The 26023-nt window shown below is 72.4% G+C and carries 22 protein-coding genes; 5 read left to right on the forward strand and 17 right to left on the reverse strand.

Going from position 1 to position 26023, the window contains the following annotated elements:
* Positions 1 to 140: 140 nt before the first annotated feature.
* The 9 genes from SACE_RS03195 to SACE_RS03240 form a co-directional block, all read right to left on the reverse strand.
* Complete coding sequence (locus SACE_RS03195) at positions 141 to 953, reverse strand: TylF/MycF family methyltransferase (RefSeq protein WP_009950022.1); 813 nt, start codon at positions 951 to 953, stop codon at positions 141 to 143.
* Positions 950 to 2218 (reverse strand): cytochrome P450 family protein, encoded by a 1269-nt coding sequence (locus SACE_RS03200; protein WP_009950021.1) that lies wholly within the window; start codon positions 2216 to 2218, stop codon positions 950 to 952. Before SACE_RS03200 ends, SACE_RS03195 begins: the two co-directional genes overlap by 4 nt.
* 47 nt (positions 2219 to 2265) lie before the next feature.
* Positions 2266 to 3417: a nucleotide disphospho-sugar-binding domain-containing protein gene (locus tag SACE_RS03205; protein ID WP_009950020.1), complete on the reverse strand. Its 1152-nt coding sequence runs from the start codon at positions 3415 to 3417 to the stop codon at positions 2266 to 2268.
* 15 nt (positions 3418 to 3432) lie between these two features.
* The gene (locus SACE_RS03210; protein ID WP_009950018.1) at positions 3433 to 4620 is read right to left on the reverse strand and encodes a class I SAM-dependent methyltransferase; all 1188 of its coding nucleotides are present in this window, start codon (positions 4618 to 4620) and stop codon (positions 3433 to 3435) included.
* 263 nt (positions 4621 to 4883) lie between these two features.
* A complete protein-coding gene (locus tag SACE_RS03215) occupies positions 4884 to 6059 on the reverse strand; it encodes an ABC transporter permease (RefSeq protein WP_009950017.1) in 1176 nt (391 codons plus the stop codon).
* On the reverse strand, positions 6056 to 6898 hold the full coding sequence (locus tag SACE_RS03220; RefSeq protein WP_241868529.1) for an ABC transporter ATP-binding protein: 843 nt from the start codon (positions 6896 to 6898) through the stop codon (positions 6056 to 6058). The genes SACE_RS03215 and SACE_RS03220 overlap by 4 nt, the downstream gene beginning before the upstream one ends.
* Positions 6899 to 7086: 188 nt before the next feature.
* Positions 7087 to 7910 (reverse strand): IS5 family transposase gene (locus SACE_RS36000; RefSeq protein ID WP_085982273.1). Its coding sequence is split into 2 segments (ribosomal slippage): positions 7087 to 7568 and positions 7568 to 7910, totalling 825 coding nucleotides; the frame shifts between segments, so codons are not numbered across the junction.
* Positions 7911 to 8410: 500 nt separating this feature from the next.
* Positions 8411 to 9991, reverse strand: coding sequence for a glycerol-3-phosphate dehydrogenase/oxidase (locus SACE_RS03235; RefSeq protein WP_009950646.1), 1581 nt, complete (start codon positions 9989 to 9991; stop codon positions 8411 to 8413).
* A gap of 517 nt (positions 9992 to 10508) precedes the next feature.
* Positions 10509 to 11240 (reverse strand): TetR/AcrR family transcriptional regulator, encoded by a 732-nt coding sequence (locus SACE_RS03240; protein ID WP_009950644.1) that lies wholly within the window; start codon positions 11238 to 11240, stop codon positions 10509 to 10511.
* A 16-nt stretch (positions 11241 to 11256) separates the two neighbouring features.
* Between SACE_RS03240 and SACE_RS03245 the strand changes: the two genes are divergently transcribed.
* From SACE_RS03245 to SACE_RS03260, 4 genes are all read left to right on the forward strand, one after another.
* Positions 11257 to 12906: an FAD-binding oxidoreductase gene (locus SACE_RS03245; protein ID WP_009950643.1), complete on the forward strand. Its 1650-nt coding sequence runs from the start codon at positions 11257 to 11259 to the stop codon at positions 12904 to 12906.
* Positions 12907 to 13451: 545 nt separating this feature from the next.
* Complete coding sequence (locus tag SACE_RS03250; RefSeq protein WP_009950641.1) at positions 13452 to 14789, forward strand: uracil-xanthine permease family protein; 1338 nt, start codon at positions 13452 to 13454, stop codon at positions 14787 to 14789.
* Positions 14770 to 16122, forward strand: coding sequence for an amidohydrolase family protein (locus tag SACE_RS03255; protein ID WP_009950639.1), 1353 nt, complete (start codon positions 14770 to 14772; stop codon positions 16120 to 16122). Before SACE_RS03250 ends, SACE_RS03255 begins: the two co-directional genes overlap by 20 nt.
* Positions 16119 to 16826, forward strand: coding sequence for a sulfite exporter TauE/SafE family protein (locus tag SACE_RS03260; protein ID WP_011873121.1), 708 nt, complete (start codon positions 16119 to 16121; stop codon positions 16824 to 16826). Before SACE_RS03255 ends, SACE_RS03260 begins: the two co-directional genes overlap by 4 nt.
* Before the next feature lie 122 nt (positions 16827 to 16948).
* Here the strand turns inward: SACE_RS03260 and SACE_RS03265 are convergent, their stop codons facing one another.
* Positions 16949 to 17965, reverse strand: a complete 1017-nt coding sequence (locus SACE_RS03265; RefSeq protein WP_009950638.1) for a LacI family DNA-binding transcriptional regulator — start codon at positions 17963 to 17965, stop codon at positions 16949 to 16951.
* Between the two features lie 229 nt (positions 17966 to 18194).
* Between SACE_RS03265 and SACE_RS03270 the strand changes: the two genes are divergently transcribed.
* Positions 18195 to 18707: a DinB family protein gene (locus SACE_RS03270; protein ID WP_009950637.1), complete on the forward strand. Its 513-nt coding sequence runs from the start codon at positions 18195 to 18197 to the stop codon at positions 18705 to 18707.
* Positions 18708 to 18752: 45 nt separating this feature from the next.
* On the opposite strand, the gene SACE_RS03275 is transcribed toward SACE_RS03270, so the two are convergent.
* The 7 genes from SACE_RS03275 to SACE_RS03305 all read right to left on the reverse strand — a co-directional run bounded on the left by SACE_RS03275 (position 18753) and on the right by SACE_RS03305 (position 25943).
* A complete protein-coding gene (locus tag SACE_RS03275; RefSeq protein WP_009950636.1) occupies positions 18753 to 19142 on the reverse strand; it encodes a hypothetical protein in 390 nt (129 codons plus the stop codon).
* Entirely contained in the window at positions 19135 to 21960 is a 2826-nt protein-coding gene (locus SACE_RS03280) for an FtsK/SpoIIIE domain-containing protein (protein WP_009950635.1), read from the reverse strand. The genes SACE_RS03275 and SACE_RS03280 overlap by 8 nt, the downstream gene beginning before the upstream one ends.
* A gap of 330 nt (positions 21961 to 22290) precedes the next feature.
* Positions 22291 to 22542 (reverse strand): hypothetical protein, encoded by a 252-nt coding sequence (locus tag SACE_RS03285; RefSeq protein ID WP_009950634.1) that lies wholly within the window; start codon positions 22540 to 22542, stop codon positions 22291 to 22293.
* A 3-nt stretch (positions 22543 to 22545) separates the two neighbouring features.
* A complete protein-coding gene (locus tag SACE_RS03290; RefSeq protein WP_011873122.1) occupies positions 22546 to 22806 on the reverse strand; it encodes a hypothetical protein in 261 nt (86 codons plus the stop codon).
* 167 nt (positions 22807 to 22973) lie between these two features.
* Positions 22974 to 23789, reverse strand: coding sequence for a hypothetical protein (locus tag SACE_RS03295; RefSeq protein WP_009950631.1), 816 nt, complete (start codon positions 23787 to 23789; stop codon positions 22974 to 22976).
* Positions 23790 to 24511: 722 nt separating this feature from the next.
* The gene (locus tag SACE_RS03300; RefSeq protein ID WP_009950629.1) at positions 24512 to 24904 is read right to left on the reverse strand and encodes a PRC-barrel domain-containing protein; all 393 of its coding nucleotides are present in this window, start codon (positions 24902 to 24904) and stop codon (positions 24512 to 24514) included.
* 235 nt (positions 24905 to 25139) lie between these two features.
* Positions 25140 to 25943 (reverse strand): alpha/beta fold hydrolase, encoded by an 804-nt coding sequence (locus SACE_RS03305; protein ID WP_009950628.1) that lies wholly within the window; start codon positions 25941 to 25943, stop codon positions 25140 to 25142.
* Between the last annotated feature and the right edge of the window lie 80 nt (positions 25944 to 26023).

Raw genomic sequence — 26023 nt, forward strand, 5'->3', positions numbered from 1 at the left:
TCTCGTAACCGTTCGCGCTCCGGGGCGGCGCACCCGCCGCCCACACGCATCACGGCCCCGGTGCCCAGGCCGACCCGGCCTGGAACCCGGGGCCGCTTCGCGTCCGGCGGGTGCCGCTTCGAAGACCGAAGGCGGGCTTCTCAGCGTTCGCGACGCCAGTAGACGCCCATGTAGTCGATCCACTCGACGGGTTCGTGGATGCCGTTGTCCCGGCGGAACTCGCGCACCGCGGCGCGGCACGGCGGCAGGGCGTAGTCGTCGACGATGACGAAGCCGCCCGGGGAGAGCCTGGGGTAGAGGTGCACCAGGGCGTCCATCGTCGACTCGTACAGGTCGCCGTCGAGCCGGAGCACCGCGAGCTCGGAGACCGGGGCGGCCGGCAAGGTGTCGGCGAACCAGCCGGGCAGGAACCGCACCTGCTCGTCGAGCAGTCCGTAGCGGCGGAAGTTGTCCCGCACCACCTCCAGCGGGATTCCGAGCACCTCGTTCATCCGGTGCAGCGCCAGCTCCCGGTCGAGGTCGTGAGCGCTGCCGTCGGTGTCGGGCATCCCCTCGAAGGAGTCGGCCACCCACACCTGGCGGTCGGTGATGCCGTGCGCGGCGAGGAACGCCCGCATGAAGATGCACGCGCCGCCCCGCCAGACCCCGGTCTCGGCGAGGTCGCCGGGCACGTCGTCGGCCACCACCCGCTCCAGGCAGTCGTGCAGGTTGTCCAGCCGCTTGCGCCCGATCATGGTGTGCGCGACCGACGGCCAGTCCAGGCCGTTGCGGCGGCGCTCCGGGTCAAAGCGGGGGTTGCCGCGCGCGTTGGCGTGGTCGAGCCGGTGGGTGACGTCCTCGTAGACGACGTTGGTGAGGACCCTCTTCATCAGCTCCAGGTACCGGGTGCCGTTGGCGTCCGGCGAACCCGTCCGCTCCCGCGCGTCCGGCCGCGAGAGCCCGGTGGCGCTCACGCGTGCACCCGCGCGGCACCGGCGTGGCGGCGGTCGCGCACCTCGTCGTCGGCCCCGGCGGAGTCGAAGCGGACCGGGAGGCGTTGCAGTCCGCGCAGGATGTTGCTGGCGCGCCAGGGGATCTCCGCGGCGGGTTCGGCGAGCCGGAGCCCGGGGAGCCCGCGCAGCAGCGCGCCGATGGCGATGCGGCCCTCCATCCGGGCCAGCGGCGCGCCGATGCAGTAGTGGATGCCGTGGCCGAACGACATGTGCGCCGACGGGGGCCGCGTGATGTCGAGCCGGTCGGCATCGGGGAACTGCCGCTGGTCGCGGTTGGCGGCGGGGACCAGCACGTTGACGATGCTGCCTGCCGGGATCTCGGTGCCTGCCACCTCGACGTCGGTCGTCGTGACGCGCAGCGTCGTCTTGCTGATCGGCGGTTGGAAGCGCAGCAGCTCCTCCACCGCGCCGTCGATCAGGTCCGGGTGGTCGCGGAGCAGGGCGAGCTGGCCGGGGTGCTGGAGCAGCGCGTGCACGCCGTTGCCGATGAGGTTCACCGTGGTCTCGTGGCCGGCGATGATCAGCAGCAGCACGGTGGCGACGAGCTCGTTCTCCGACAGCCGGTCGCCGTCGTCGCGGGCGCTGACCAGCTCGTCGAGCAGCGTCTCGGCCGGTGCGCTGGCCAGCCACTCCCGGCTGCGGCGCACCAGCTCGGTCACGTGTTCGCACAGGTGTCGCGCGGCGACCATGCGGTCGGTGCCCTGCTCGCGGGGCGCGGTCATCGACTCGGTCCAGCGCTGGAAGATCCGGTAGGAGTCGGGCGGGAGACCGAGGACGCGCGCGATCACACCGAACGCGAACGGGTATGCGAACTGCGCGAGCAGGTCGGCCCGGCCCGCGGGCAGCATCGAGGCGACCAGTTCGTCGGCGAGCCGCTGGGTCGTGGGTCCGAGCCGTTCGATGGTGGCGGGCGAGAAAGCCTTGCCCACCAGCCTGCGCAGCCTGGTGTGGTCGGGCGGGTCGCTGTTGAGGAGGTTGTCGAGCAGGTTGTCGCCGTACTCGGCGAACATCGACCTGCCGCCGGCGCGCAGCGCCTCGCCGAGCCGCCGGGGGTCCTTGCTGAACCTGCTGTCCCCGAGCGCGGCACGCGCCTCGGAGAAAGCGCTGATCTGCCAGGTCACCAGGCCGCCGGGGCGTTCCTCGCGGTGCACCGCGGCGTGCGGGCAGGCGGCCGCGGGGCTGTGGCGGGACTCGGGCCGGGGGGTGGGGGACTGGTCGGGCTGCACTGCGGGGTCCTTTCTGGTGGTGTCGGCTCGTCCTCCGCCGGGGCCGGTCACGCCGCCAGGTCCTCGACGGTCGCCTCGAACAGCGGCACCAGGTCGGCCGGAGCGGGCTGCGCGGCGATCTCGTCGGCGATCTTGCGGGTACCGGCGCGCATGCCCTCGTCGGTCAGCACCGCGTGCAGCGTGCGTTCGACGCGGGTCGGGTCGTCACGGGCGTTGAGCACCGCGGCCAGGTGCAGCGACCGCAGGCGGTCGGCGTTGACGAAGTGGTCGGACCCGTGCGGGAACACCAGTTGCGGGAGCCCGTGGCACAGGGCGGTGAGCATCGTGCCCGAGCCGCCGTGGTGTACCAGCGCGTCGCAGCTCGCCAGGACCTGGTCGAGCGGAAGCCGCCCGGCGGCCAGCAACGCCGGGTGCGATTCGACCGGTGGCTCGTCCGCGGCCAGCACGACCTCGGCGCCCAGCCGGTGCGCCGCGTCCAGGACCCGCTCGGCCAGGCCGGACACGCCGTCTCCGGTCAGCAGCGTGCCGAAGGAGAGGCAGATCCGCGGGGTCTGAGACCTCGGTGGCAGAGCGGGCCGCTCCGCGCGGCCGTTGTAGGGCACGTAGCGGGAGCGGTAGACGGGCGGGGCGTCGTCGCTCTGGAAGCTGGGCGGCACCGGGTCGATCGTGAGCGCACGCCTCGGGGGCGTGCGGGCTTCGAAGCGGGCGAAGAGGTCGCCGAAGATCCTGCGCAGCTCGCCCCTCGCCGGCGCCGGTGCGGCCAGACCCCACCAGTGCTCGGCGAACGGCACACCGGTGCGGGCGCAGGCCAGCACCCCGGTGAGGTCGGCCATGTCGCGCAGGACCACGTCCGGGCGCCAGTCGCGGACCAGCGCCTCGGTGCCGGGCAGGGTCTGCTCGACCAGGTCGGTCAGCGGGGAGCGGTCGTCGGCGCCGGTGGCGAAGTCGTGCAGCGAGCCGAGGATGGCGTGGTCACCGCCGAACCACGGGAGCCGTCTCAGCCGCTCCAGGAGGTCCCGCAGGCCGATGGGGCCGTCGGTCACCGCCGCCACCGGCAGGCCCGTGGCGGTCGCCTCCGGCACGAGGTCGCTGGGCGCGGCGACAAGCACGTCGTGCCCGGCGCAGCGCAGCGCCCACGCGAACGGGACGAGCGGGTAGAGGTGGCCGGCGGCGGGCAGGCTGCTCAGCAGCACGCGCATGAAAGCCTCCTGGGCTCAACGGGCCGTCGTGGCGGCGGCGACGGACTGGCTCGGAGCTTTCGTCCAGAGCGGGATGCCGCCTTCGGCATTCACGCCCTTCTCGACGAAAGCGATATTCCGATAGACGTGCAGCGCCACCGTCCGGTCGTCCACGCCGGGCAACGGCACCCCGCCGGAATCGCCTCTTTCCTCGTAGTGCAGTCCGTCGAGCAACTGGGTCAGCAGCCCGAGCGCGGTACCGGAACCGCGCACAGGCGCGTCGGTTCCGCCGTATTCCGGCCAATAGGAGGTGTGCAGGTCCTCGATCACGTAGAAGCCGCCGGGGCGGATGTGCGGGAACAGCGCGTGGAAGGAGGTGAGCTGGTGTTCGCCGACGTGGCTTCCGTCGTCCACGACGATGTCGAACGGCCCCATTTCCTCGGCGATGGCGGTCAGGTACGCCGGGTCGTTCTGGTCGCCGCGAAGGGTGCGGATGCGGGTGCCGTCGAGAAATGACTTGTCGTAGATGTCGAGCCCGTGCACCAGACCCCGCCGGAAGTAGCGCTTCCACATCTTCAGCGAACCGCCGCCGAAGCCGTCGACGTCGTAACCGCCGATCCCGATCTCAAGGAGCCGCACCGGTTCGTCGCGCAGGTCGGCGAAGTGCCGTTCGTAATGCGGGGTGTACCAGTGCAGGCCGCCCCACTTGTCGGTGCCGTAGCGGATCGCGAGCGCGTTGAGGCTCGACGAGCCGCCGGAGCAGGCTTCGGCGAGCGCGCTGATGGCGCGGTGCACCGAAGCCATCCGGCGTGCCGCGTCGATGTCGAGCCTGCCGCCGGAGAACGGGGAGGAGGAGGTGAGCTCGCTGCGGCGGGCCGCGGCTCCGCGCGAACGCCGCGGGCCGAACAGCTCGTTCGCCAGGTCGACGACGTCGAAGCTGAACCGCGCTTCGGGCGAGTGGCCGGGGTCGTCGGCCACCTCCGGGCGCCGACCGCGCACCAGCGCGATCGGATAACGCACCAGCGCGGCTCCGTCGGTGATTTCCAGCTCCACCACCACTGGTTCGGAATTGGAGACGTCGCACCGGAAAAGCACTTCGTCCAGCAGTACCCGGCAAACCTCGTGGAATCCGATTTCGGCCGTGGTGCGGCGGAGTTCACGCTCCTGTCCGCCGGTGGCGAGAATGATGCGCTCGGCGATATGGGTGTGGTCCTGGTCCCGCAAGTCTGACTCCCCGCATTCGGATGTGTTCACCGACCTGGGCGTGGGCGGGGAGAGGCGCCGTTTCGGCTGGACCGGAATAGGTGCACCATTGCAATCATTCCCCCCGTCGGGCCGCCAGATCACCCGCAGGATTGGAGCATGATCGGCGCGGACAGCCCAGGTCTGCCCGCGTTCTTCACACAAACTAGTTATTCTCCGCGGGTATGGGAATGCGAACGGGTGATCGTCATGATTGCCGAATTTCGACCGATTCGCCGTAGTCGTCAGGAACGCCGGAGTGCGTCGCCGAGCCGGACCCGGGCGCCGGTGCGCAGCACGGCGCCGGCGTACACGCGGCCGCCGAGCCGCAGCAGCGCGGCCGTCGCGACCAGGGTCAGCACGACCGACACCACGAGTTCCCACGTCGCGGCGACGCCCAGTGCCGCGCGCATCGGCATGAGCACCGGGGAGAAGCCGGGGACCAGCGACAGCACGGCGCCGGTGGTGCTGTCGGGGTCGCCCGGCAGCACCGAGACGGCGACGACGAAAGGCAGCACGAGCAGCACGCTCACCGGGCTCACGACGCTCTGCAGCTCCTCCTGGCGCGACACCAGCGACGCGGCCGCGGCCAGGATCGTGGCGAAGAAGAAGTACCCGAGCACGAACCACACCAGCGTCAGCGCCAGCGAACCGGCCAGCGCGCCCTTCGGCAGCGTGACCGCGCCGGCGCCCGCCGCCGCGGCCAGGCCGGTGCCGGAGATGATGCCGAACTGGAGCAGGCCGACCAGCCCGATGCCGATCACCTTGCCGGTCAGCAACTGCCCGGGGCGGATGGTGGACAGCAGGATCTCCACGACCCGGCTGGACTTCTCCTCGACCACGCCCTGCGCGACCGTCTGCCCGGCCATGATCAGGAACATGTAGAGCATCAGCCCGGCCGCCACGGCGATGCCGATGCGCTCACCCCGCTGCGGGTCGGGCTGTTCGAGGCTGGTGACCAGCACCTGCGCGCTGTCCATGGTGGAGTGCACCGCGGCCGGGTCCAGCCCGGACTTGGCGAGTTCGGCATCCAGCGCCTGCTGCCTGGCGATGGTGTCCAGCGCGCCCGCCAGCTCCGGGTCGGCCTGCTGCTCGACGACCAGGCGCAACGCGTCGGGGGCACCGGTGACCAGCGCGTCCAGCTCGCCGTCGCGAAGCCGGGCCAGGCCGGCGGCCTCGTCATCGACATCGAGGACCTCCAGGGCCTTGCCGCGCTCGTCCGCGACCACCCGCAGCTGCTCGGCGACGGCGGTGGCCTGCCCTGCCACGCCGACCTTGGTGGTCTGGTTGGCGCCGACGAACATCGTCACCGCCACGTAGAGACCGAGGATGGCGATCGTGACCAGCGTGCCCACCACGAAGGAGCGCGTCCGGACCCGGGTGACGACCTCGCGCCGGGCGACCAGCCACACCACGCTCATGCGACGGGCTCCTCGGTGACGACGTTGTGGAACAGCTCGGTCAGCGTCGGCCGCAGACGCCGGAACTCCCGCACCGGCCCCGCCGCCACCGCCGCGCGGAGCACGGCCTGGTCGTCGGTGCCGTCGGTCAGCTCCAGGGTCGTGCGGTCGCGGTCGACGCCCACGACCCGCACACCGGGCAGGTCGCGCGCCCACGCACCTCCACCGTCCGGGCCGTCGACGACCAGCCGCGCCGGCCCCGCATCGCGCAGCTCGGCGACTGTGCCGCAGGCAACCATCCGACCGTCGCGCACGATCCCGACGCGGTCGCACAACCGCTCGACGAGGTCGAGCTGGTGACTGGTGAACACCACCGGCACACCGGCCGCACAACGGTCCCGCAGCACCTCGCTCATCACCTCCACGGCCACCGGGTCGAGCCCGGAGAACGGCTCGTCGAGAACCAGGACCTCGGGGTCGTGCACCAGCGCAGCCGCGAGCTGCACCCGCTGCTGGTTGCCGAGGCTGAGCTTCTGCACCTCCTCGTCGCGACGCTCGGACAGGCCGAGCCGCCCGGTCCACAGCTCGGCGGCATCGGCGGCACGCGCGCGGGACATGCCGTGCAACTCACCGAGATAGGCGAGCTGGGCGGCAACACGCATCTTGGGGTAAAGACCCCGCTCCTCGGGCATGTAGCCGATCCGGCGGCGCGCATCCAGATCCAGCGGCGCACCGTTCCACCGCACCTCACCGGCGTCGGCGGCCAGCACCCCGAGCGCGATCCGCATGGTGGTCGTCTTACCCGCCCCATTGCTGCCGACGAACCCGAACATCTCGCCCGCGTGCACGGAGAACGTCATCCCCTCCAGCGCAACGACGTCCCCGTAGCGCTTGGAGACGTTGTCGACCTCCAGCACATTCGCCCCCTGTCGCACACGAACCGGCGAACCTCACCCTATAGGGCGTCGCACCCCTCCCACCCGTCTCACGCACACGGGCGGTGCAGGTTCTCATCCCGTCGACCTGGCGCCAGCCCTTAGACGGGATCTCATTTGGGGTTGTTATGGGTGAGCAGATCCAGTTTGGCGGCGCGGCGGTAGCAGATCACCGCGCAGGCCAGGCTGGCGAATGCCGCGTAGTGGGCGGCCTTGCGCTCGTAGCGGCGAGCCAGCCGACGGAACCGGGAAACCCACTCCAGGGTGCGTTCGATGACGTAGCGGTGGCGTCCCAGCCGGGTGGTCGACTCGATACCCCGGCGAGCGATCCGGGCGATGATTCCTCTCCGACGCAACGCGTGTCGGCAGACCGGATAGTCGTAGCCCTTGTCGGCGTGCAGCTTGCGCGGCCGACGTCGAGGCCGTCCGGCAGACCCTCTGACCGGCGCAACCGCATCGATCACCGTCTGAAGTTCCCGGTGATCGTTGCGGTTGGCCGCGGAGATGACCACGGCCAGCGGGATGCCACTGCGGTCGCTCATCGCGTGGATCTTCGAGCCGGGCTTGCCTCGATCCACCGGGCTGGGGCCGGTCAGGTCCCCCTTTTGACCGCCCGGATATGCATGCTGTCCACCGATGCCCGGGACCAGTCGATCGCTCCAGCGGTGCCGAGCAGGTCCAGCAGTTCCTGGTGCAGCCGGGTGAACACGTCGGCTTGGGACCACTCGGTGAACCGGCGGTGTGCGGTGGCGCAGCTGACTCCGAACGAGGTGGGCAGCGCTGACCAGGCGCACCCGGTTTGCAGCACGTACAGGATCGCGGCCAGCACCGCGCGGTCGTCCAGCCGACGCCGACCTCCGCCCTGGTGGCGTTGCGGCGCTTCGGGCAACAGCGAACGCGCCAGCAGCCACAACGGCTCCGGACACCACTTCTCCACATCGCTCACAGTTGATCAACGATATCCCACGCCCAAGGGCACACCCAAATGAGATGTGGTCTTAGGCCTCGTGGAGGTCGACGGGATGAGAACCGCCACCCGCCAAACCGCAGGATGCCTCGAAAACCCACTCATCCCGGAGACCTGCCGGGGGTCTGGAGGCGGCGAGCGCCCCAGAAACCCCTTCCCAAGGCGACCTACAAGGCCAGGGTGACTGCGTCGAAAACCCGCGCGCCCCCGCGCTGAAAGTGACTCGCCGGCCCCACTGGATGCGTCGAAAACTCCCGCGCCCCCGCTCTCAAAGTGGGCCGCGATGCCAAGGGCCGTTGCCTCGAAAACTGGCGCGCCCCCGCTCTCAAAGCGAGCCGCCAAGCCAAGCAGACCACCCCGAAACCGCCGCGCCCCGCCCTCAAAGCGACCCCCCGAGCCAAGGCCCCCAAGCCAAGCCGCCAAGCCAAGCCGCCAAGCCAAGCCCCCAAGCCAAGGCCACCCCAAAGCCCCTACGCCCAGACCCCCTCCAGCGCGCGGTTCACCAGCTCCGCGACCGCTGGCCGCGCAGCTGCGCGTGCTCCCGCGTCGAGGCCGATGCGGGTTCGCCGGTCCAGGACGTCGTCGACGTCCAGGGCGCCTTCGTGGCGGACTGCCCACAGGACTTCCGCCGCGGTCAGGCCCGGGGCGATGGTGTCGGCGAGGTCGGGGTCGAGTTCCGAGAGCGCCGCGACCCGGACCGCTTCCGTCCCGTACTTGGCGACCAGTCGCGCGTCGGCCTCGATGTCGGTGAGCTGGTGGCGTCCGGCCGCCCCGACCAGCGCCACCGCCGTGGTTCGCGACGGTCCTGCGGGCATTCCGGCGGCTTCGATGGCGGTGTCCACGGCGTCGGCGGCGGCTCTGCGGTAGGTCGTGAGCCTGCCTCCGGCGACGGTCACAATCCCGTCCGGGGAGGTCAGCACGCTGTGCCTGCGTGAAAGCGGCTCCGGGCGCCGCCGCAGCCGCGATCCTCCGGAGACCTCCGGGACCGCGCGCAACGCCGCGAACGAGCCCATGACGTGCGTGCGCTCCAGCGGTGCGCCCAGGAGGTCGCGCACCGCGGAGAGCAGTGTGTCCACATCGGACTCGTTGGCTCGTGGCACGCTCAGTTCCGCCGGTGTGTCGAGCGTCTGGCCCTCGGTGGCGCCCAGGTAGGCCCGGCCGTCCGGCTGCGGCAGGAACCGCAGGAAGCCGCCGGTCGGCAGGGGCGCGATCAGCGACGTCCCGGCCAGACCGGCAGCGTCGGCGTCCACCACCAGGTGCGCGCTGCGCACAGCGCGCAACCGCACCTCCGGTGCGAGCACGCCTGCCCATACCCCGGTCGCGTTGACCACCGAGCGGGCCCGGATGCGCAGGGACTCGCCGGAGCGCTCGTCGACCGTGTCCGCGCCGTCGCGGTCCAGGGCGGTCACCCGGACCCGGGTGAGCACGCGGGCGCCGAACCCGGCGGCGGTGCGGGCGAGCGCGATCACGAGCCGGGCGTCGTCGACGAGCTGGCCGTCGAAACCGAGCAGTCCGCCCCGAAGACCGGCCGCGCGCAGTCCGGGTACGAGCGCCAGTGCCTCCGGGGCCGAGACGCGGCGCGGGGCAGGCAGCGCGGACGACGGTGTGCGCGCCGCGCGGCGCAATGCGTCACCGGCGCGCAGACCAGCGGTCAGCAGCAGCTCGGCCCGCCGGGACGCCGATTGGTGCAGGGGGATCAGCTGCGGCATCGTCCGCACGAGGTGCGGGGCGGTGCGGGTCATCAGCACCCCGCGCTCGACCGCGCTCTCCCGCGCGGTCAGCAGGTCGCCCGCGGTCAGGCTCGCCAGGTCGCCGTCGACCAGCTTGCTCGACCAGCGCGAGTTCCCCCAGGCCAGGTCCTCGGCCTCCACCAGCGCCACCGACAGCCCGCGCGCCGCCGCGTCGAGCGCGACACCGGTGCCGGTGACGCCGCCACCGACCACCAGCACGTCGACTTCGTCGTCGCCCACCGCCGAGAGCTCCTCGGCGCGCCGCGAGGCGTTGAGGGAGGTGGCGCGCAACGATCCGGCGGGCAGCGGCGTGGTGATCAAGACGCCTCCTCTGGTCGGCGGTGAATGCCTGGCTGAATACCCGGACGACCCGACTGGCTGCGTCCCGCCGCTCCGCCGTCCGCGGCGTGTCCCGCTGGTCCGCCGTGCGCGAGGTCTCCTGTCGCGTCGCCGTGCGAGACGAGGCTCGCCTGTCCGCTGTGCACAACGTGCCCCGCCGCGTCGCCGTGTACGGCGCGGCTCGCCGGTCCGCCATGCACGAGACGCCCCACCGCTCCGCCGTGCACGACGCACCCCGCCGATCCGCCGCCCGCGGCATGCCCCGCCGCGTCGCCGTGTACGGCGTGTCCCGCAGGTCCCCCATGCGCGGGGCGCCCCGCCGCTCTGCCGTCCGCGACGCGTCCCGCCGGTCCGCCATGCACGGAACGCCCCGCCGCTCCGCGGCCCGCGACGCGTTCCGCCGCTCCGCCGTCGGCGACGTGCCCCGCCGCCCCGACCCGCGCATCCGTCACCGCCGCCGTCGGCCTGACCGAGGCTTCCCCTGCCTTTCCCCGGGCAGTCATGGCGCGTCCGCGGTCTCGGGCCGCAGCGCGGCGTCGAGCAGGTGGGCCAGCTCTTCGGCCAGGGCGGCCGGGTCGACGCCCGTCTCCGCCGGTCCGGTCGAGACGACGAAGGACTGCAACGTCATCAGCAGCGCCCGGCTCTGCGCGGCTGGGTCCGCGCGCCGGATCGAGCCGTCGAGGTGGCCCTGCACGAGGTAGTCCCGCAGGAAGCGCTCCGCGGCGAGCTGGGTGCTCCCCAGTTGCTCGACGAGGTAGGGCAGCAGCAGCTCGGCGTCGGTCTCCAGGACCCGGCGCAGCAGCGGTGCCGACCGCAGCAGCCGCACGCAGCGCAGCACCGCGTTGACCAGCCTGTTTCGCGCGCTGCCGGTTCCCTCCGCCGCCCGGGCGTGGTGCAGGATCTCGGCGAACTCGGTGGTCATCAACGCCGTCACCAGGCTGTCGACGTCGGGGAAGCGGCGGTAGAGGGTCATCCGGCTGACGCGGGCGCGGCGGGCGATCTCGGCGAGCGTGCTGCGCCGCACCCCGAGGTCGAGCACGCACTCGCGGGCGGCGGTCAGCAGCTCGGCGTCCCCAACGCGGTTCGGTGCCCGGCGGATGTGCTCGGCTGTCCGGACGTGCTGGTCGGCGCCGGGCTCGTCCGCCTCGGGAGCCCGCGTCGACGCGATCGGCGCGGACCGGACGAGGTCCGCCCGGCGAGCCGATGTTGACCTGTGACGCTCGGACGCCATATGTAACACTGTACTGGTGAGCGAGTTGATCGACCACACCCTGCGAGGGAGCTGGACTCCTTCGGGTGCCGCGGCCGCGCCGTTGTCGGCACACGCGCTGCGCTGGCTGCGCGAGCGCATCGGCCTCGTCGAGGAGAGCACCCCGGCCGTACCGGCGTCGCTTCTCGACGTGCCGGAGAGCGCGCTCGGCGAGGCGGTCCGCGCGGAGCTGGCCGATGTGGTCGGCGACCAGCACGTGCTCACCGAAGTCGCACCGCGCCTCGGTCGGGCGGGCGGCATGTCCTACACCGACCTCATGCGCCGGCGGACCGGTTCGGAGCTCGCGGTGCCCGACGGTGTGGTGCTGCCCGCCGACCCCGAGCAGGTGCAGCGGGTCCTCGACGTCTGCGTCCGCCACGACGTGGCGGTGGTGCCCTTCGGCGGCGGCACGTCGGTCGTCGGCGGGGTCAGCGCGTTGTGCGGCGGCAAGGCCGCGGTGATCGCGCTCGACGTGACCAGGCTCGACCAGCTCGTCTCGATCGACCCGGTGTCGCGGATCGCCGTGTTCCAGGCGGGTGTACGCGCGCCCGAAGCAGAGGCGGTGCTGGCTTCGCACGGCTTCACGCTGGGGCACTTCCCGCAGTCCTACGAGCGAGCGACCCTCGGTGGTTTCGCCGCGACCCGCTCCGCCGGTCAGGCGTCGGCGGGATACGGGCGCTTCGAGAGCATGGTCGAGGGCGTCCGGCTGGCCACACCTGCGGGCGACTGGCGGCTCGGCGCGGCGCCCGCGTCGGCCGCCGGACCCGACCTGCGTCAGCTCGCGGTCGGCAGCGAGGGCGCGCTAGGCGTGATCACCGAGGTCGCGCTGCGCGTGCGGCCGGCCGCCACCGAGCACCAGTACGAGGCGTGGGTGCTCGACGGCTGGCAGGCGGGCGCGGACGCGGTCCGCGCGCTGGCGCAGGCGCACGCGCTGGCCGACGTGACCCGGCTGTCCGATGTGGACGAGACCGAGGTGCAGCTCGAACTGGCGGGCGGCATAAAGGCCCGCGCATTGCACACCATGCTGCGCGGCAGGGGCGTCGTCGAGCCGTGCATGCTCGTGCTGGGCTGGGAGGCCGCGTCCCGCGCGGAGCTCAAGCAGCGCCGCGCGGCGACGCTGCAGGTGCTGCGCGGACTCCGCTCGGTGCGGCTGGGGCGCAAGGCGGGCGAGGCGTGGCGGGCGAACCGCTTCGCGGGACCGCGCCAGCGCGACGCGCTGCTCGACCTCGGCGTGTGCGTGGAGACCCTGGAGACCGCGACGCGCTGGTCGGCGGTCTCGGATCTGCGCAGCGCCGTGCGCTCGGCAGTGGTGCGCGCGATCGGAGTCGACCGCAAGGCGCCGATCGTCATGTGCCACATCTCCCACGCCTACGAAACCGGGGCGTCGCTGTACTTCACCGTGCTCGCGGCCAGGGACTCCGACGACCCGATCGCCCAGTGGCAGCGGGCGAAGGCGGCCGCAGGTGAGGCGATCGCCGAGCGCGGCACCATCACCCACCACCACGCCGTCGGTGCAGACCACCTGCCGTGGCTCAGCGGGGAGATCGGCACCATCGGGGTGGACGTGCTCGCGGCGGCCAAGCGGGCGATCGACCCGACCGGAATCCTCAACCCCGGCAAGCTGATCCCGGGCCGCGAACCGGCCTGATCGGCCCGGCAGCACTCGTAGCCAGGCCTGACCCGGGCCCGTGCCGGCGTGCCGTGGCAGCCCTCCGTCGCGCCGCGCCCCTGGGTCCTGCCACGCGCCGTCCGGGTACCACCGCACCGTTCGCGCGCCCGGCGGGCCGCCAAACAACTGCCTGCGCCGCCGCACGGCGCCGCCGCGCCGCTACGCGCCGTCCGCACCTCACCGGGCCGCCGCTCCGCTGGCCGCCCCGGCCTGCTCCGCTGCGTCCCGCCTCCGTCGCCCCGCTGCCACCGGTCGGTCTCGTAGCCGCCCCGCCACTCCGCTTCCCGTCCCCTCCGCCTCCACAGCCCCGCCGCTGCCGTGCCCGCCCGGCACTCCCACCCCGAAGCCCCACGCCAAACCCCACCGCCGCCAAAGCCCCACCCCTTGACAGCCCGGCTTCGGCTCACAACACTTCCGCTGCATCGATGGCCAAATCGATTTGGCCCTGGTGATGACCTCACGGGGGCCGACACCCGCGGTCCGCGCTGCGTTGCTCCGTCAGCCCTTCCCGCAGGGAGGCCCCTGTGCCCGCAACACATCCCGTCGATGAGTTCCGCCCGCTGTCCAGGCTGATCCCGTTCGGCCTGCAGCACGTCCTGGTGATGGCCGCGAGCCCCATCTCCAGCGTCTTCCTGGTCAGCAAGACCCTCGGGCTCGACCCCGACCTCACCGTCCGGCTGCTGTCGGCGACGTTCGTGCTGTCCGGCGTCGGCACCCTGGTGCAGTCGCTGGGACCGTGGAAGTTCGGCGCCCGGCTGCCGTTCGTGATGCTGCCCGGCGGCGCGCCGGTCGTGCTGTTCATCGCGATCGCCGAGGAGCACGGCCTGCCCACGGCGTCCGGCGCGGTGATCCTGACCGGCCTGTGCTACTTCGTCGCGCTGCCGCTGTTCGCCAGGCTGCTGCGCTTCTTCCCGTCGATCGTGATCGGCACGATGATCGTGATCATCGGCGTGACGCTGGTGAAGGCCGGCGGCGTGCTCGTCGTCGGCAAGCCGGGAACTCCGGGCTTCGGCGACCCGCGCAACCTGCTGCTCGGGTTCGCCACCGTCGCGTTCACCGTCCTGTGCTTCCGCTTCCTCGGCGGGATGCTGCGCCAGCTCGCGGTCGTCTTCGGCCTGCTGGCGGGCACCGCGCTCGCCGCGCTGCTCGGCGCCGTGCACGTCGAAGGGCTCGACCGGACCGCCGTGGTGGGCCTGCCGAGCCCGCTGCCCTTCGGCCCGCCGGAGTTCGACCTGGTCGCCGCGCTGCCGCTGATGATCTTCGCGCTGGCCTCGATGGCCGAGGCGACCGGCCAGACCGTGCTCAACGGCGAGATCGTCGGCAAGGAGATCGACGTCCGCCGCGACGTGCCGAGGACGATTCGCGGCGACGCGCTGATCTCGCTGCTCGGCGGCCTGTTCGGCACGTCGATGATGGTCACCAGCGGCGAGAACGTCGGCATCGTGCGGGTGACCGGCGTCCGCAGCCGGTTCGTCACCGTCATCGCGGGCGTGGTGCTGGTGCTCATCGGCGTGTTCACGCCGATCGCGCACCTGGTCAACGCCGTGCCGCCGGCCGTGGTCGGTGGGACCGCGATCGTCGTGTTCGCCATCATCGCCGTGCTCGGCGTGCAGATGCTGGCCAAGGCCGACTTCGCCGACCACGCCAACGTGGTGATCGTCGCCGTGGCGCTGTCGGCCGGGCTGCTGCCGAGCCTCCTACCCGGCCTCTACCAGGCACTTCCGTCGAACCTCGCGATGCTGCTGGAGAGCGGGGTCGCGGTCGGCGCCTTCGTCGCCGCCGGGCTCAACCTGTTGTTCCACCACCTGCCCCGCTTCGGGGCCGCTACCGAGAAACGGGAAAATGACTGCGCCGCAACGTGATCTGCTGCAAGCACGTGAGCTCCTGCTGCTGCCCGAGGTGTTGCTGGCCGGCGGCCCGGTGCGCGATCACGCGGTGGTCGTCGCCGACGGCGTGTTCCGCGCGGTCGGCCCGGCCGCCGAGCTGGTCGAGGCGCATCCGGAGCTGGACCCGGTGCACCTCGACGGCCACCTGCTCATGCCGGGTTTCGTGGACGCCCACCACCACCTGACGCAGAGCTTCGGCAAGGCCCTCGCCTTCGGTGAGCCGTCGGAGATCTTCCGGCGGATCTGGGTCCCGCTGGAGCAGCAGCTCGACCCGGAGTCCGCCTACGTCGCGGCCAAGCTGGCGGCCCTCGAAGCCCTGCGCGGCGGTTTCACCACCGTCGCCGAGGCGGGCACGAGGGCGCGCGTGGACATCGGCGTGGTCGCCGACGCCGCGACCGACGCCGGAATCCGGTGCGTGCTCGGGGAAGTCTGCTTCGAACCCGACGACGGTGAACGCCACCTGTCCCGCTGGGACTCCGCCGAGCTGGTCCACCCGTCGCTGGCGATCCCGATCGCGGAGGCCGCCGAGCACGAGGTGCTGCACGCGGTCTCCCGGTTGTGCGCCGAGGCCGGTGCGGTGTTCCAGATCCACGTCAACGAGCACCTGGCCTCCGTCGAGCGGTCCCTGGAGCGGCACGGCAGGCGTCCGCTGGAGCACCTGCACGACGTCGGTGCGCTCGGTCCGCAGACGCTCGCCGCGCACGCGACCATGCTGACCCCCGGCGAGCTGCGGTTGCTCGCCGACAGCGGCGCCGCCGTCAGCTACAACCCGGTGGCCAGCGGGTGGAAGGGCAACGCGGTCGCCCCGGCCGCGCTGATGGCGGCGTCGGGCGTCCGTTTCGGGCTGGGCACCGACGGCACCCGCGGCGACGGCTTCCGGCTGACCGACGCCGCCGAGCTCGCGCAGCGGCTGGCCTTCGGCCTGCACAACGGGGACTCGTCGTGCGGTGGCGGGCTGACCTGGTTGCGGCATGCGACGGCCGGTGGCGCCGACGCGGTCGGTCTCGGCTCGGTGACCGGCGCCGTCGAAGCGGGCCGGGCCGCCGACTTCCTGCTGGTCGACCTGCGGGTTCCGGAGCTGTGCCCGTCGTGGGACCTGCCGTGGGAGCTGGTCCGGCTGGCCAACCGCGACCAGATCACCGCCGTGGTGGTCGCGGGGCGGTTGCGGCTGTGGCGGGGCTGGCCGGTTGACTGGGACGGCCGCGAACTGCTCGAGGAGGCCGCGAAGACCGGCCGGGAGGTCGTGGCGCGGGCCCCGCTGCGCAAGATCCACCCGCTTTCCACCGGGTGCCGGGAGGAGGACGCGTGAGCATCGGTTTCCTGGTGCTCGTCGCGGTCGCCGTCGCCGCGGCCGCGTTCGTGCAGGGTGCCACCGGAGTCGGGTTCGCCCTGATCGTCGCGCCGGTCGTCGGGCTGGTCGAGCCGTCGCTGCTGCCGGTCCTGCTGCTGGTGCTGATGATCCCGCTCAACCTCTACGTCGCGGGGCGCGAACGCGGCAGCCTGGACCGCACCGGCGCGGGCTGGATCACCGCCGGACGCTTCGCGGGCACGTTCGGCGGGCTGTGGGTGCTGGCGGCCATCCCGCTCGCGCAGCTCAACCTGCTCGTCGGCGGCTCGACCGTGCTGGCCGCCGTGGTCACGCTGCTGGCGCCGAGCTTCAGCCCGGGCCGTGCGGCGTTCCTGACGGCGGGGGCGGTCACCGGGGTCACCGAGACCGCGACCGGGGTGGGTGGTCCGCCGCTCGCGCTGGTCTACCAGCACAGCCCGGCGCCGGTGCTGCGCTCGACGGTCGCGGTCTGCTTCCTGGCGGGCGAGCTGATCTCGCTCGTCGTGCTGCTGGCCACCGAGCGCATCCGGGCCGAGCAACTGTGGCTTGCGCTGTTGCTGCTGCCCGCGGTGGTGCTCGGCGCGCTGCTCAGCCGGTTCGTGCACCACCGGCTCGACGGCAGGCTGATGCGCCTGCTCGTGCAGGTCTTCGCGATCGTCTCCGGCGTCGTGCTGCTCTTCGCCTGAGCTGGGGCGCCTGCTGTTTGTTGCCTGAGTGGAGGTGCATCCCGCTCGTCGCCCGGGCGGGGGCGCCTCCTGCTCGTCGCCTGGGCGGGTGCCTCCTTCCCTTCCCCTGGGCCGGGCGGCCCTCAGCGGCGCAGCGAGGAAGCGCGCGGTACGAGCACCGGCGGCGGCACCGGGACCTCCGGTGCCTCGCCGCGCGCCGGACCGCGCCGCATCTCGGCCAGCAGCACCGACACCGCACCCTCCGCGGCCTGACCGAGGTGCAGGTCGACGGCGGTCAGCGGCGGCTCGCACGTGCGGGCGCGCAGCCCGTCGTAGCGGGTGGCGACCATGACGTCGTCCGGGACGCGCAGTCCCCGGTCGGTCAGGGCGCGGACGGCCCCGACGGCGAAGGCGTCGACGGTGGCGCAGACGGCGTCGACGCCGGGGTGGCGGTCGAGGAGGTCGGCGCAGGCCGCGTAGCCGGCTTCGGTACCGCCGGACTCCTCGGCGAGCACGACCAGCTCCGGCATCCCGTGCTCGTGGGCGAAGCGCCGGTACTCGTGTGCGGCGTCCACGTAGGAGTGGCGGCGGGCGCTGCCGACCAGCAGCGCGATCCGCCGACCGCCCTGCTCGCGCAGGTGTTCCAGCAGCAGCCGGACGACCGCTGCGGCATGCAGGTCGACGTGCGGCAGGTCGGTGCCCGGCTGCCTGCCCAGCGCGACGATCGGCAGCCCGCGGTCGCGCAGCCGCTTGGTGGCGCTGTCGTCGGCGTCGGGCTCGACCACGATCGCGCCGTCGATGTCGAGCGAGTCCAGTGGCGGATCGGCCTCCACCGGCGGCACCAGCACCAGCGCGAAACCGTGCATCAGCGCCGATTCCGCGGCCGCGGCGGCGACCTCCATGAAGAAGCCGAGCCTGGACGGGCCACCGGCGACGGCGAACGGCATCGACGAGACCAGCCCGATCGTGCGCGCCTCGCCCCGGCGCAGCCGCTGCGCCCGCAGGCTCGGCCGGTATCCGAGCTCGGCGGCGACCCGCTCCACCCGCTCACGCGTCCTGGGATCGACCTTGCCGATGCCGTTGAGCGCGTGCGAGACGGTGGTCCTGGACACGCCGGCTTCGCGTGCCACGTCGGCGATCGTGGGGCGAGCCCCGGCCATCGCGCCTCCTGGGTTCCGAGTCCGGCGGGCGGGCGTTGCCGGAACCCGCCGGGAAGGCCGCTCACCAACCGTCCCCACCTGCCTCGGACGGCGTGTTCAGGCTAGTACGCCGGCCGGGTGCGCAGCGTTTCGCGTCATTCGCGCCGCATTCGCCGCCCATGTAGGCCACGATTGGGCCTACATCGTTCGTATGGTCGCTCCAGAACGACCGAACGGAAGGCGAAGCCCCATGACGACCTCGAGCAACACCCCTGCCGACGAGCGCGACGACATCCTGGCCACGCTCCGCGAGCAGCGCGGTTTCCTGCTGATCACCGTGCGCGGGATCGGCGACGAGCAGGCGGCGCGGCGCACGACCGCCAGCGAGCTGACCCTCGGCGGGATCGTCAAACACCTCACGCGGGTCGAGCGCTACTGGATGCAGGTCATGACCCGGCAGGAACCCGAGATCGTGATGGACCCGGACCAGTACCGGATGGTCGAAGGCGAAACGCTCGCCGGGATCGTCGACGACTACGCCGCGGCAGCCCGCGAGACCGAGCAGGCGCTGATGGCGACACCGGACCTCAGCCGCCAGATCCAGCTCCCGCCCGCGCCTTGGGCGCCGGACCCGGTCTTCTGGTCGCCGCGGCGCATCATGCTGCACCTGATCCGGGAGACCGCGCACCACAGCGGACACGCCGACATCATCCGCGAGGAGATGGACGGCGCGATCACGACGACGCAGATGGCGTCGGTCTGAGCCCGTCGACTCGCGACCCCGCCGGACCACCGGCGGGGCCGCGGGTCAGCCGCTCTTGCGGCGCAGCAGGGACCCGGCCGACCAGCGCGGCTTGTCCAGCGCGTCGTGCAGTTCGAGGAAGGCGTCCTGGACCGTGCGGCGTGACTCCTCGGGGGTGGCGGGCGGTGCGGACAGGTCCGGCTCCGGCAGGCTGCTGACCTTCAGCCACCGCTCGTCCCACAGCGCCTCCAGCGCCAGGTTCCAGCGGATCCGCACGTCCTTCTCGACCTGCTCGCGCTGCTGGTCGGCCTCCTTCTTGCGGCTGTTGCCGCGGGTCACCGACTCCTCCAGCTCGGCGGCCTTCTCCTGCTCGTGCCTGCGCATCCGCTGCGCGGCGGTGGTGGCCGCCGCGGCGAGCTCCTTGTACCGCACCGAGGCGGGCACCTGCTCACTCATCGGCTTCCTCCCAGATCTGGTCGCTGGACCGCTGTGCCGGGACCTCGGGCACGGCGGTGCCCGCGAGGTCGAACGGCAGGACCACCTCGGGCCGCGAGTGCTTCGAGCGGTCGAAGAACAGCCCGCGCCGGGCGCGCGGCGACCAGTTGACGACCTGTCCCGCCGCGAACACCTGCAACTCCTGGCCGTGCACGTCGAAGGCGACCCACGCGCCGATGTCGTCGACCGGTCCCATGCCGAGGGTGTTCTTCACCCGCTGGGCGCTGCGCCACCAGCCGATCACGTGGATGCGCAGCTCCGGGCCCTGCTTGAGCACCTTGCGCAGGTGGTCGAGCGCGCTGGCGCGGGTCTGCGGGTCCTTGCGCTCCAGGACGGTCTGCGCGGCGTCTGCGGCGTAGAGGAGCAGGCAGTGCGGCACCGGGACGGCCTCCGACGAGGCGCTGCGCTGGTCGACGGTGTCGGCCAGCGACGCCACCGCCGCCTCGATGCCGTCCAGCCCGACCACCTCCACCTCGTGGCCCTCGTCGCGCAGTGCCCCGACCAGCGCGCGGACGTCCTCGTGCGCCTCGTCGACCAGTTCGGCGACGGTGAACCGGATGCCGCCGGGCTCGTGCTGGCGAGCGAGCGACAGCGCCGCCGCACCCAGCACGCTGGCGGCGTCGACCCGCACCGAGCCGATCACCGCGATGTTGCGCCCCGGCGAGCGGGCCAGCTCGACCGCGGCCGCCGTGCCGTCGACGTCGATGACCTGTCCGAGCAGCGCCTTCGGCGCGGCACCGGTCGGCCGCAGCCCGCGGTAGTCGCCGAGGGCGGCAAGTGATGGGAGGTGCGAACCGTCGAACAACCGCGGTGGCGCGGCGGCGGGATCACGCCGCTCCCAGAGCTTGAGCTGCAGGTCGTCGAAGGTGTGCTTGGCGGTGGCGTCGGGAATCCGGGCGATCTCGTTGCCGTGCTTGACGCCCGACTCGTGGTTGATCACCGCGTGCCAGCGCGGCAGCTCCATCGCGGCGGTGTTCTGCTCGGTGAGCACCCGCCGCGCCTTCGGCAGCGCGATGCGCAGGATGAACTGCTCGAAGATCGCCGGCTTGCCCCAGAACGCCTCGATGCCGGAGACGTCCTGGCTGGCCAGCACCAGGTGGATGCCCTGCGACCGGCCGCGCCGCGCGACGTCCTCCAGCAGCGTCGTGGCCTGGCTGGACACCGTGTCGCGCTCGGCGAACAGGTACTGGAACTCGTCGATCACCGCCACGATCCGGGGCCAGCGGCCGTCCGGGTCCTCGGCGCGCAACTCCTCGAGCTTGGTGACTTCGTGCGCCTTCGCCGCGTCGGCGCGGCGCCGCATCTCCGCCGACAGGAACCGCAGCAGCGCCAGCCCGAACTCGCGGTCCGCGTTGACGTTGACCCCGACGAGCTGCGCGTGCGGCAGCCAGCTCGGATCCCGCTTGCCCGGCGTGAACTGGGCGAACGACACGCCCTCCTTGAAGTCGAGCAGGTAGAGCTCGAGTTCGTCGGGGGAGTAGCGGGCCGCCATCCCGCCGAGCATCCCGTAGAGGAAGTTCGTCTTGCCCGAGCCGCTCGGGCCGCCGATCAGCGTGTGCGGGCTCGCGTCGCCGAGCGTCACCCACACCGGCTCGCCCTCGGAGAACCCGACCGGCGCGTGCAGGCCCGACGTCGAGCGCTGGGTCCACAGCTGTTCGGGCACCAGGTCCTCGAACGTCCGCACCCGGGCGCGGCGGGCCAGGAACGCCTCGGCGACCGCCGAACACGCCTTGGTGACGGTGCCGCCCGGCGGCGACTCCTCCAGCCGGATCACCGCCTCGGGCCCGGTCATGCTGCACCGCGCGCGGTCGGGGTCGATCAGCGTGACCGACTCGATCGCGCTGTTGACCGTCAACGGCAGGTCGACGATGACGAGCTGGATCCCGCAGGCCAGGCCGTTGCGGGCGATCCGCTGCAACTGCTGTTGCTGCTCTTCGCGCAGCGGCTGTCCGTCGCCGAAGAGCACCGCGATCCGCCAGGGTTCGCTGCGGTGGCCGGTCTCGGCGGCCAGCGCCCGCAGCGAAGTGTGGCCGCCGAGCAGCGCGCTGGTGTGGATGCGGCGGATGTGGTCCGACAGCGCCTCCAGCATCTCGTCCAGCCGCGTCGGGTCGTGCGCGGTGAGCAGCCCGGCCCTGGTCAGCGGGTACAGGCCGGGCAGCGTGCCGGTGAGCTGGGCGACGTCCCAGACGTGCACCCGGACCAGTCCGGGCTGGAAGTGCCCGAGCACCCGCAGCAGCAGGTTCTGCACCAGCGCTTCGGCGGTCTCGCGGGTCCCGGGGCGCGTGGTGATCCGCAGGTGTGACTCGTCGAGGAGCGGCACCGCGGCCGGGAACGGTTGCGGCGCGGGGGAATCCGGCACCTCGGCGGTGCCGATGTGCCACAGCTCGGGGGCGGGGGAGGACAGGTCCGCGGTGCCGACCCAGCCGAGCCACTCCTCCCACGGCCGCCCGGCCGAACCGGGAGCGGCGGCCGCGGTGAGCGCGGTCAGCTCCACCGGACCGCTGGCGGTCCACTCGGCGTAGATCTCGTCGCGCTCGAGCGTCGCCTCGGTCATCGCGGCGTCGAACGCGGGGCTCGGCGCGCCCTCGACCCGCGACGGGTCGCGGGCGGCTTCGGCGACGCCGATCTGGGCGATCCGCAGGGCGAACTCGCGCTGAGCGCAGTCGGCGTGGATGCGGCGGCGTTCGTTCTCGGCGGCTCCGAGTGCGGTGGCGACGCTGGACCTCAGGCGCGCGAAGGCCGCTTCGATGCGACTCCGGCGCTCGTTGCGTTTGCGCACTCCCCACCTCGGAACATGGGTTACCGACCGTGAGCAAAGTACCACCCGCCGGCTGGGCGAGCAGCAGTCGCGTCCGCGGTCCGGACGCCCGCGTCCCGCAGTACGGGAGGGCGGATTTCCCGCCACCGGACCGCTTTCGGCCTCCGGACGGCTCCGGGAGGGCGCCGACGTCCGCGACGTGGTGCGCCCGCCACCAGGCACGATCACGGCGCCCGCCACCAGGCGCGATCACGTCCGCCGCGTCGGCAGCGGGCGGTGTCCGAACGCTGGGCCCGCGCATGCAGCCGCTGTTTCGACGCCAACCGCGTGCCGCCGCGGGCGGTTCCGCGCCTAGAGCCGGGTGACGAAGCCGCGCAGCGCGTCGAGGGTGTGGTCGACCAGGCCCTGCGTGCGCTCGATCTGGTCGTCGGCCCGGCGCAGTCCGGGAGGCACCACCGTCTCCGGGTGCTCCGGGTCGAGCCGGGCCAGCGCCTCGTGGGCTTCGCCCAGCGACCGGCGGCCGCGGGCGAGCTGGCCCTGCGCCAGCTCCAGGCGGTCCTCGACCTCGTTCAGCGCCGCGATGAGTTCACCGAGTGCGGACACGAGCTACAGCCGCCCCGCGTAGCCCTCGGCGGAGGAGATGCTCGCGTTGATCGTGCCCTGCACACCGGTCAGGCTGTGCGCGGCCTCGGCCAGCATGCCGGTCGCGTGCTGGATCTCCTCCTGGCTGCTGCCCTGCGTCGCGTTCGCCAGCGCCTGCTGCGCCTCCTCGAGCGCGAGGGTGGCCTGTTGCAGGGCGGCGATGCTCTCCGACGCCTTCTGGCTGGCCAGGGCGATACCCGCGCGAACCTCTTCCACGCCTGCCATGGTTCTAGCGATCCTCCGGTGCAAGGGATGGGGGAGAAGGAAATGTTTACCGTTGCACAAGTTAGCGCCCCGGCCGGGAAGATGCGCAGGCAGGTCGCCGGGAAGTCGTAACCGGGGTCAGCGACTTCCCAGATATATGAGCATGTTTCTACATGTCCATTGTGGAGTCAGTCGGCATTCGCGGCGTCCGCGGCGGCCGACAGCTCGATCGCCGCTATACCGGATGGCGGAGTGGGGGCGGCCGACCAACGGGCCATCGCGCGGGGGCCGTCCACCCGCAGCCGCGACCAGCCGCTGCCGCCGAGCTGGGCGATCGCGTTGGTCACGATCTCCGGCGGCTCCCCGACCGCGGGGCCGAGGTCCAGCTCGATGCGCACCATCGGCGGGCGTTCGGCCCAGTCGACGACGACCGCGTTGCGCGAGAGTCTGCTCGCCAGCGCCCGCGCGGGCCACTCCGCGCCCGCCCGGCGCTCGGTGACGACGTCGACCAGCAGCGCGAGCCGGGGCCGCCGCCTGCCGTGCTCGTCCAGCTCGCTCGGTCCCGGGTCCGGTTCGGGCATCGGCTCGTCGGGGTCGTCGAGCGGGTCGAAGGAGTCGAAAGCGGCGGAACCACCCGTCCACGCCTCGACCAGCATCCGCTCGCCGCCGGCGACGAGATCGCCGACCAGCTCGGGGTTGTCCACCACGGTCCAGGCGGTCGGCGGCTCGCAGGAGACCCGGTGGCGGCCGTAGTCCGGACCGAGTTCGCGCAGGAACGTCCGGACCGCGCGCGACAGCGCGCCCGGCCCGGTGCCGGAAGCCGCGCCGGTGCAGCTGATGGTCACCGACCAGCAGCCGGGTTCCTCGTCGGAGCAGTCGCCGGACTCCACGATCCGCCCGTCGAGGCGCCGCACGAGCCCGCGGCAGGCGTCGCGCGCGGCGCGCTCGTCCTCGGCGCCGGCCACGACGGTGATGAGGAGCTCCAGCTCGGTGTTTTCAGACATCGCGGGACGCATTGTTCCCCATACCCGTGCGGGTGCGAAGCGTTGAACAGGTGAACATCACTCCGGTCCCGTCCCCGCGACAACGACGGTGGGCGGCGGCGCGGCCGGGCGCAGCTCGGGCCTCGAACGGCTCGGGCGGGTCCGGGAGCGCTGGTCCACGTGCCGGACAGCGCCTGTCGACCCGGCGATCTCTCGGAGCAGCGGTCCGGGCACGTGTGGCTGGAGCGGGCGGGGCCGTCGCCCACGGCGTGGACGGCCGCACCGCCACGTGCTGTGTCCGGGCGCTCTCCTGCGGGCTCGGCGAGCGGGCGAGGGGCCGCTTATCTCGTGGCGCTCCACGAGCACGTCCGCGCTTCGTCAAGCGCGGTCCGAACCCAGGTCGGCGACCATCCGCCATTTCGCACGTCTGCATTTCCCGCGCACCGCACATATTCGGTTCGAGATCAATGCGGCACCGGACCCGAAGGTGCCGTGCGAACGTCGTGGGACCGCTGCGAAACGGAAATCAGCAAGGACTTTCCGGCACTGCGCGGAGTCATGCGGCAATAGACCGCGCTCATCGGGCGACCCCGAATACGTGACACTCGATCACGGCGAAGTGCGCCCGCCGCCGCTTTGCGAACGACGAGAGCGCACCCGCTCCGCTCACGACGGCCCGTGCTCGCTCGGCACGCCCGCGCGAGGTCCGCTCCGCTCAGGCGCTCGCGCGGTTCCGGCAACGTTCAGCCGTCGTGCCTGCGGTGGCGTCCGGTCGTGCCGGTTTGACCGGCTCCGGGCGTGCCCGTGGTCTCCACGCCGGGCAGCTCGCTGATGCCGTAGTGGCTGTAGAGGTCGCGCCCCTCCGCGTCGGAGAGGTGGCCGTGTTCGGCCGCCACGCGAGGGGCGAACTTGACCATGTCCTTGGACACGCTGACGTCGATCCTGTCCTCCTGGGTCGACGCCCCGTTCAGCGGTACGAACGTCTCCCGGGTGCCCAGGAAGCCACATCGGACGGTCACCCACTCGGGCTGGTGAGTGGAGTCGTGCACGTACACGTTGCCGACCCGGCCGATCTTCACGCCGCTGCGGTCGTATACCGCCGTGCCGATCAGGTCCTGCGCGCGTTCGACGTCCATCGCCAACCCCCTCGAGATCTCGCGCGCACGCGTCGCCGGAACCGCTCCGGTGCACCCGACACGCCGTGCGCCGCTGATCTCACGCTGCATCCGAGGTCAGCGGCCTGCAACCGGGTACGCGGTAATCACCACCCGCGCGGGTGACGCAAGTGATCGCTGGTTCTGCTGACGGATCGCATCCGACATCACTGATCAGTGATCGAATCCAGTGATAACAGCGAGCGCGTTCGACTGATCAGGTGTTCAGCTCGCGGCCGACGAAGGTGAGCACGTCACCCATCACCTCGGCCTTGTTCGTCTCGTTGAACAGCTCGTGCCGCCCGCCCGGGTAGATGTGCTCGTGGAACGAGTAGCCGCGGATCCGGTCGATCCCGGTGCGGGTGTCGGCCTCGGGGACCAGCTCGTCGTCCTCGCCGTGGATCCACAGCGCGGGTACCCGCAGCGTCACACCTTCGTTGATCCGGGTCAGGCACTCGTCGATCGCGGCGAGCGTCGTCCGCTTGAACGCGCCGTGCCAGACCAGCGGGTCGTCCGCGTAGTCGCGGCCGACCTGCGGGTCGCGGGAGAGCGTCGCCGGGTCGATCGGCGTCTCGGGGATCTCCTCGGCCTCCAGCAGGTCCAGCGCGTGCCAGGTGCCCAGCACGGGCGCGGAGAGGACCACCGCCGCCAGCTCGTCCTGGTGCAGTTGGGCGTAGCGGGTGGCGAGCATCCCGCCGAGCGAGTGTCCGATGAGGACTACGGGCAGCCCGGGGTGCTCGGCGGAGATCTCGCGCCGCACCGCGTCCAGGTCGGCCACGACGTCGTCGGCGTCGGAGAACAGGACGCGTTCGCCGGGCGAGTTGCCGTGCCCGACGTGGTCGGGAGCGCAGACGAAAGCCCCGGCGCCCACCAACTGCTGCGCGACCCACTGGTAGCGCCCGGAGTGCTCGCCGTATCCGTGGGCCAGCAGCGCGATCCACCTCGGGGCGGCCGCGGACCAGGTCCGGACCGCGAGGCTGCCGCTGGGGACGGTGACTTCTCGTGCTGTCGGCTCGACCATGGCCTCACCCCAGCACAGAACGGGGCTTCGCGGCCAGCATTTCACCGGATGCCGGTGGCTCGGGTCGTAGCCGCAGGTGA

The sequence above is a fragment of the Saccharopolyspora erythraea NRRL 2338 genome (assembly GCF_000062885.1).
In the GTDB taxonomy this organism is placed as follows: Bacteria; Actinomycetota; Actinomycetes; order Mycobacteriales; family Pseudonocardiaceae; genus Saccharopolyspora_D; species Saccharopolyspora_D erythraea.

Bases quoted from the DNA above. Each gene is read 5' to 3' on its own strand.
- SACE_RS03220 (WP_241868529.1), bottom strand. From the start codon at position 6,898: ATGACGTTCTCCGTGCACGCGGGCGAGATGTTCGGGTTCGTCGGCAGC.
- SACE_RS03265 (WP_009950638.1), bottom strand. From the start codon at position 17,965: ATGGCCGGGGCTCGCCCCACGATCGCCGACGTGGCACGCGAAGCCGGC.
- SACE_RS03275 (WP_009950636.1), bottom strand. From the start codon at position 19,142: ATGAGTGAGCAGGTGCCCGCCTCGGTGCGGTACAAGGAGCTCGCCGCG.
- SACE_RS03255 (WP_009950639.1), top strand. From the start codon at position 14,770: ATGACTGCGCCGCAACGTGATCTGCTGCAAGCACGTGAGCTCCTGCTG.
- SACE_RS03215 (WP_009950017.1), bottom strand. From the start codon at position 6,059: ATGAGCGTGGTGTGGCTGGTCGCCCGGCGCGAGGTCGTCACCCGGGTC.
- SACE_RS03305 (WP_009950628.1), bottom strand. From the start codon at position 25,943: ATGGTCGAGCCGACAGCACGAGAAGTCACCGTCCCCAGCGGCAGCCTC.
- SACE_RS03240 (WP_009950644.1), bottom strand. From the start codon at position 11,240: ATGGCGTCCGAGCGTCACAGGTCAACATCGGCTCGCCGGGCGGACCTC.
- SACE_RS03270 (WP_009950637.1), top strand. From the start codon at position 18,195: ATGACGACCTCGAGCAACACCCCTGCCGACGAGCGCGACGACATCCTG.
- SACE_RS03205 (WP_009950020.1), bottom strand. From the start codon at position 3,417: ATGCGCGTGCTGCTGAGCAGCCTGCCCGCCGCCGGCCACCTCTACCCG.
- SACE_RS03295 (WP_009950631.1), bottom strand. From the start codon at position 23,789: ATGTCTGAAAACACCGAGCTGGAGCTCCTCATCACCGTCGTGGCCGGC.
- SACE_RS03300 (WP_009950629.1), bottom strand. From the start codon at position 24,904: ATGGACGTCGAACGCGCGCAGGACCTGATCGGCACGGCGGTATACGAC.
- SACE_RS03290 (WP_011873122.1), bottom strand. From the start codon at position 22,806: ATGGCAGGCGTGGAAGAGGTTCGCGCGGGTATCGCCCTGGCCAGCCAG.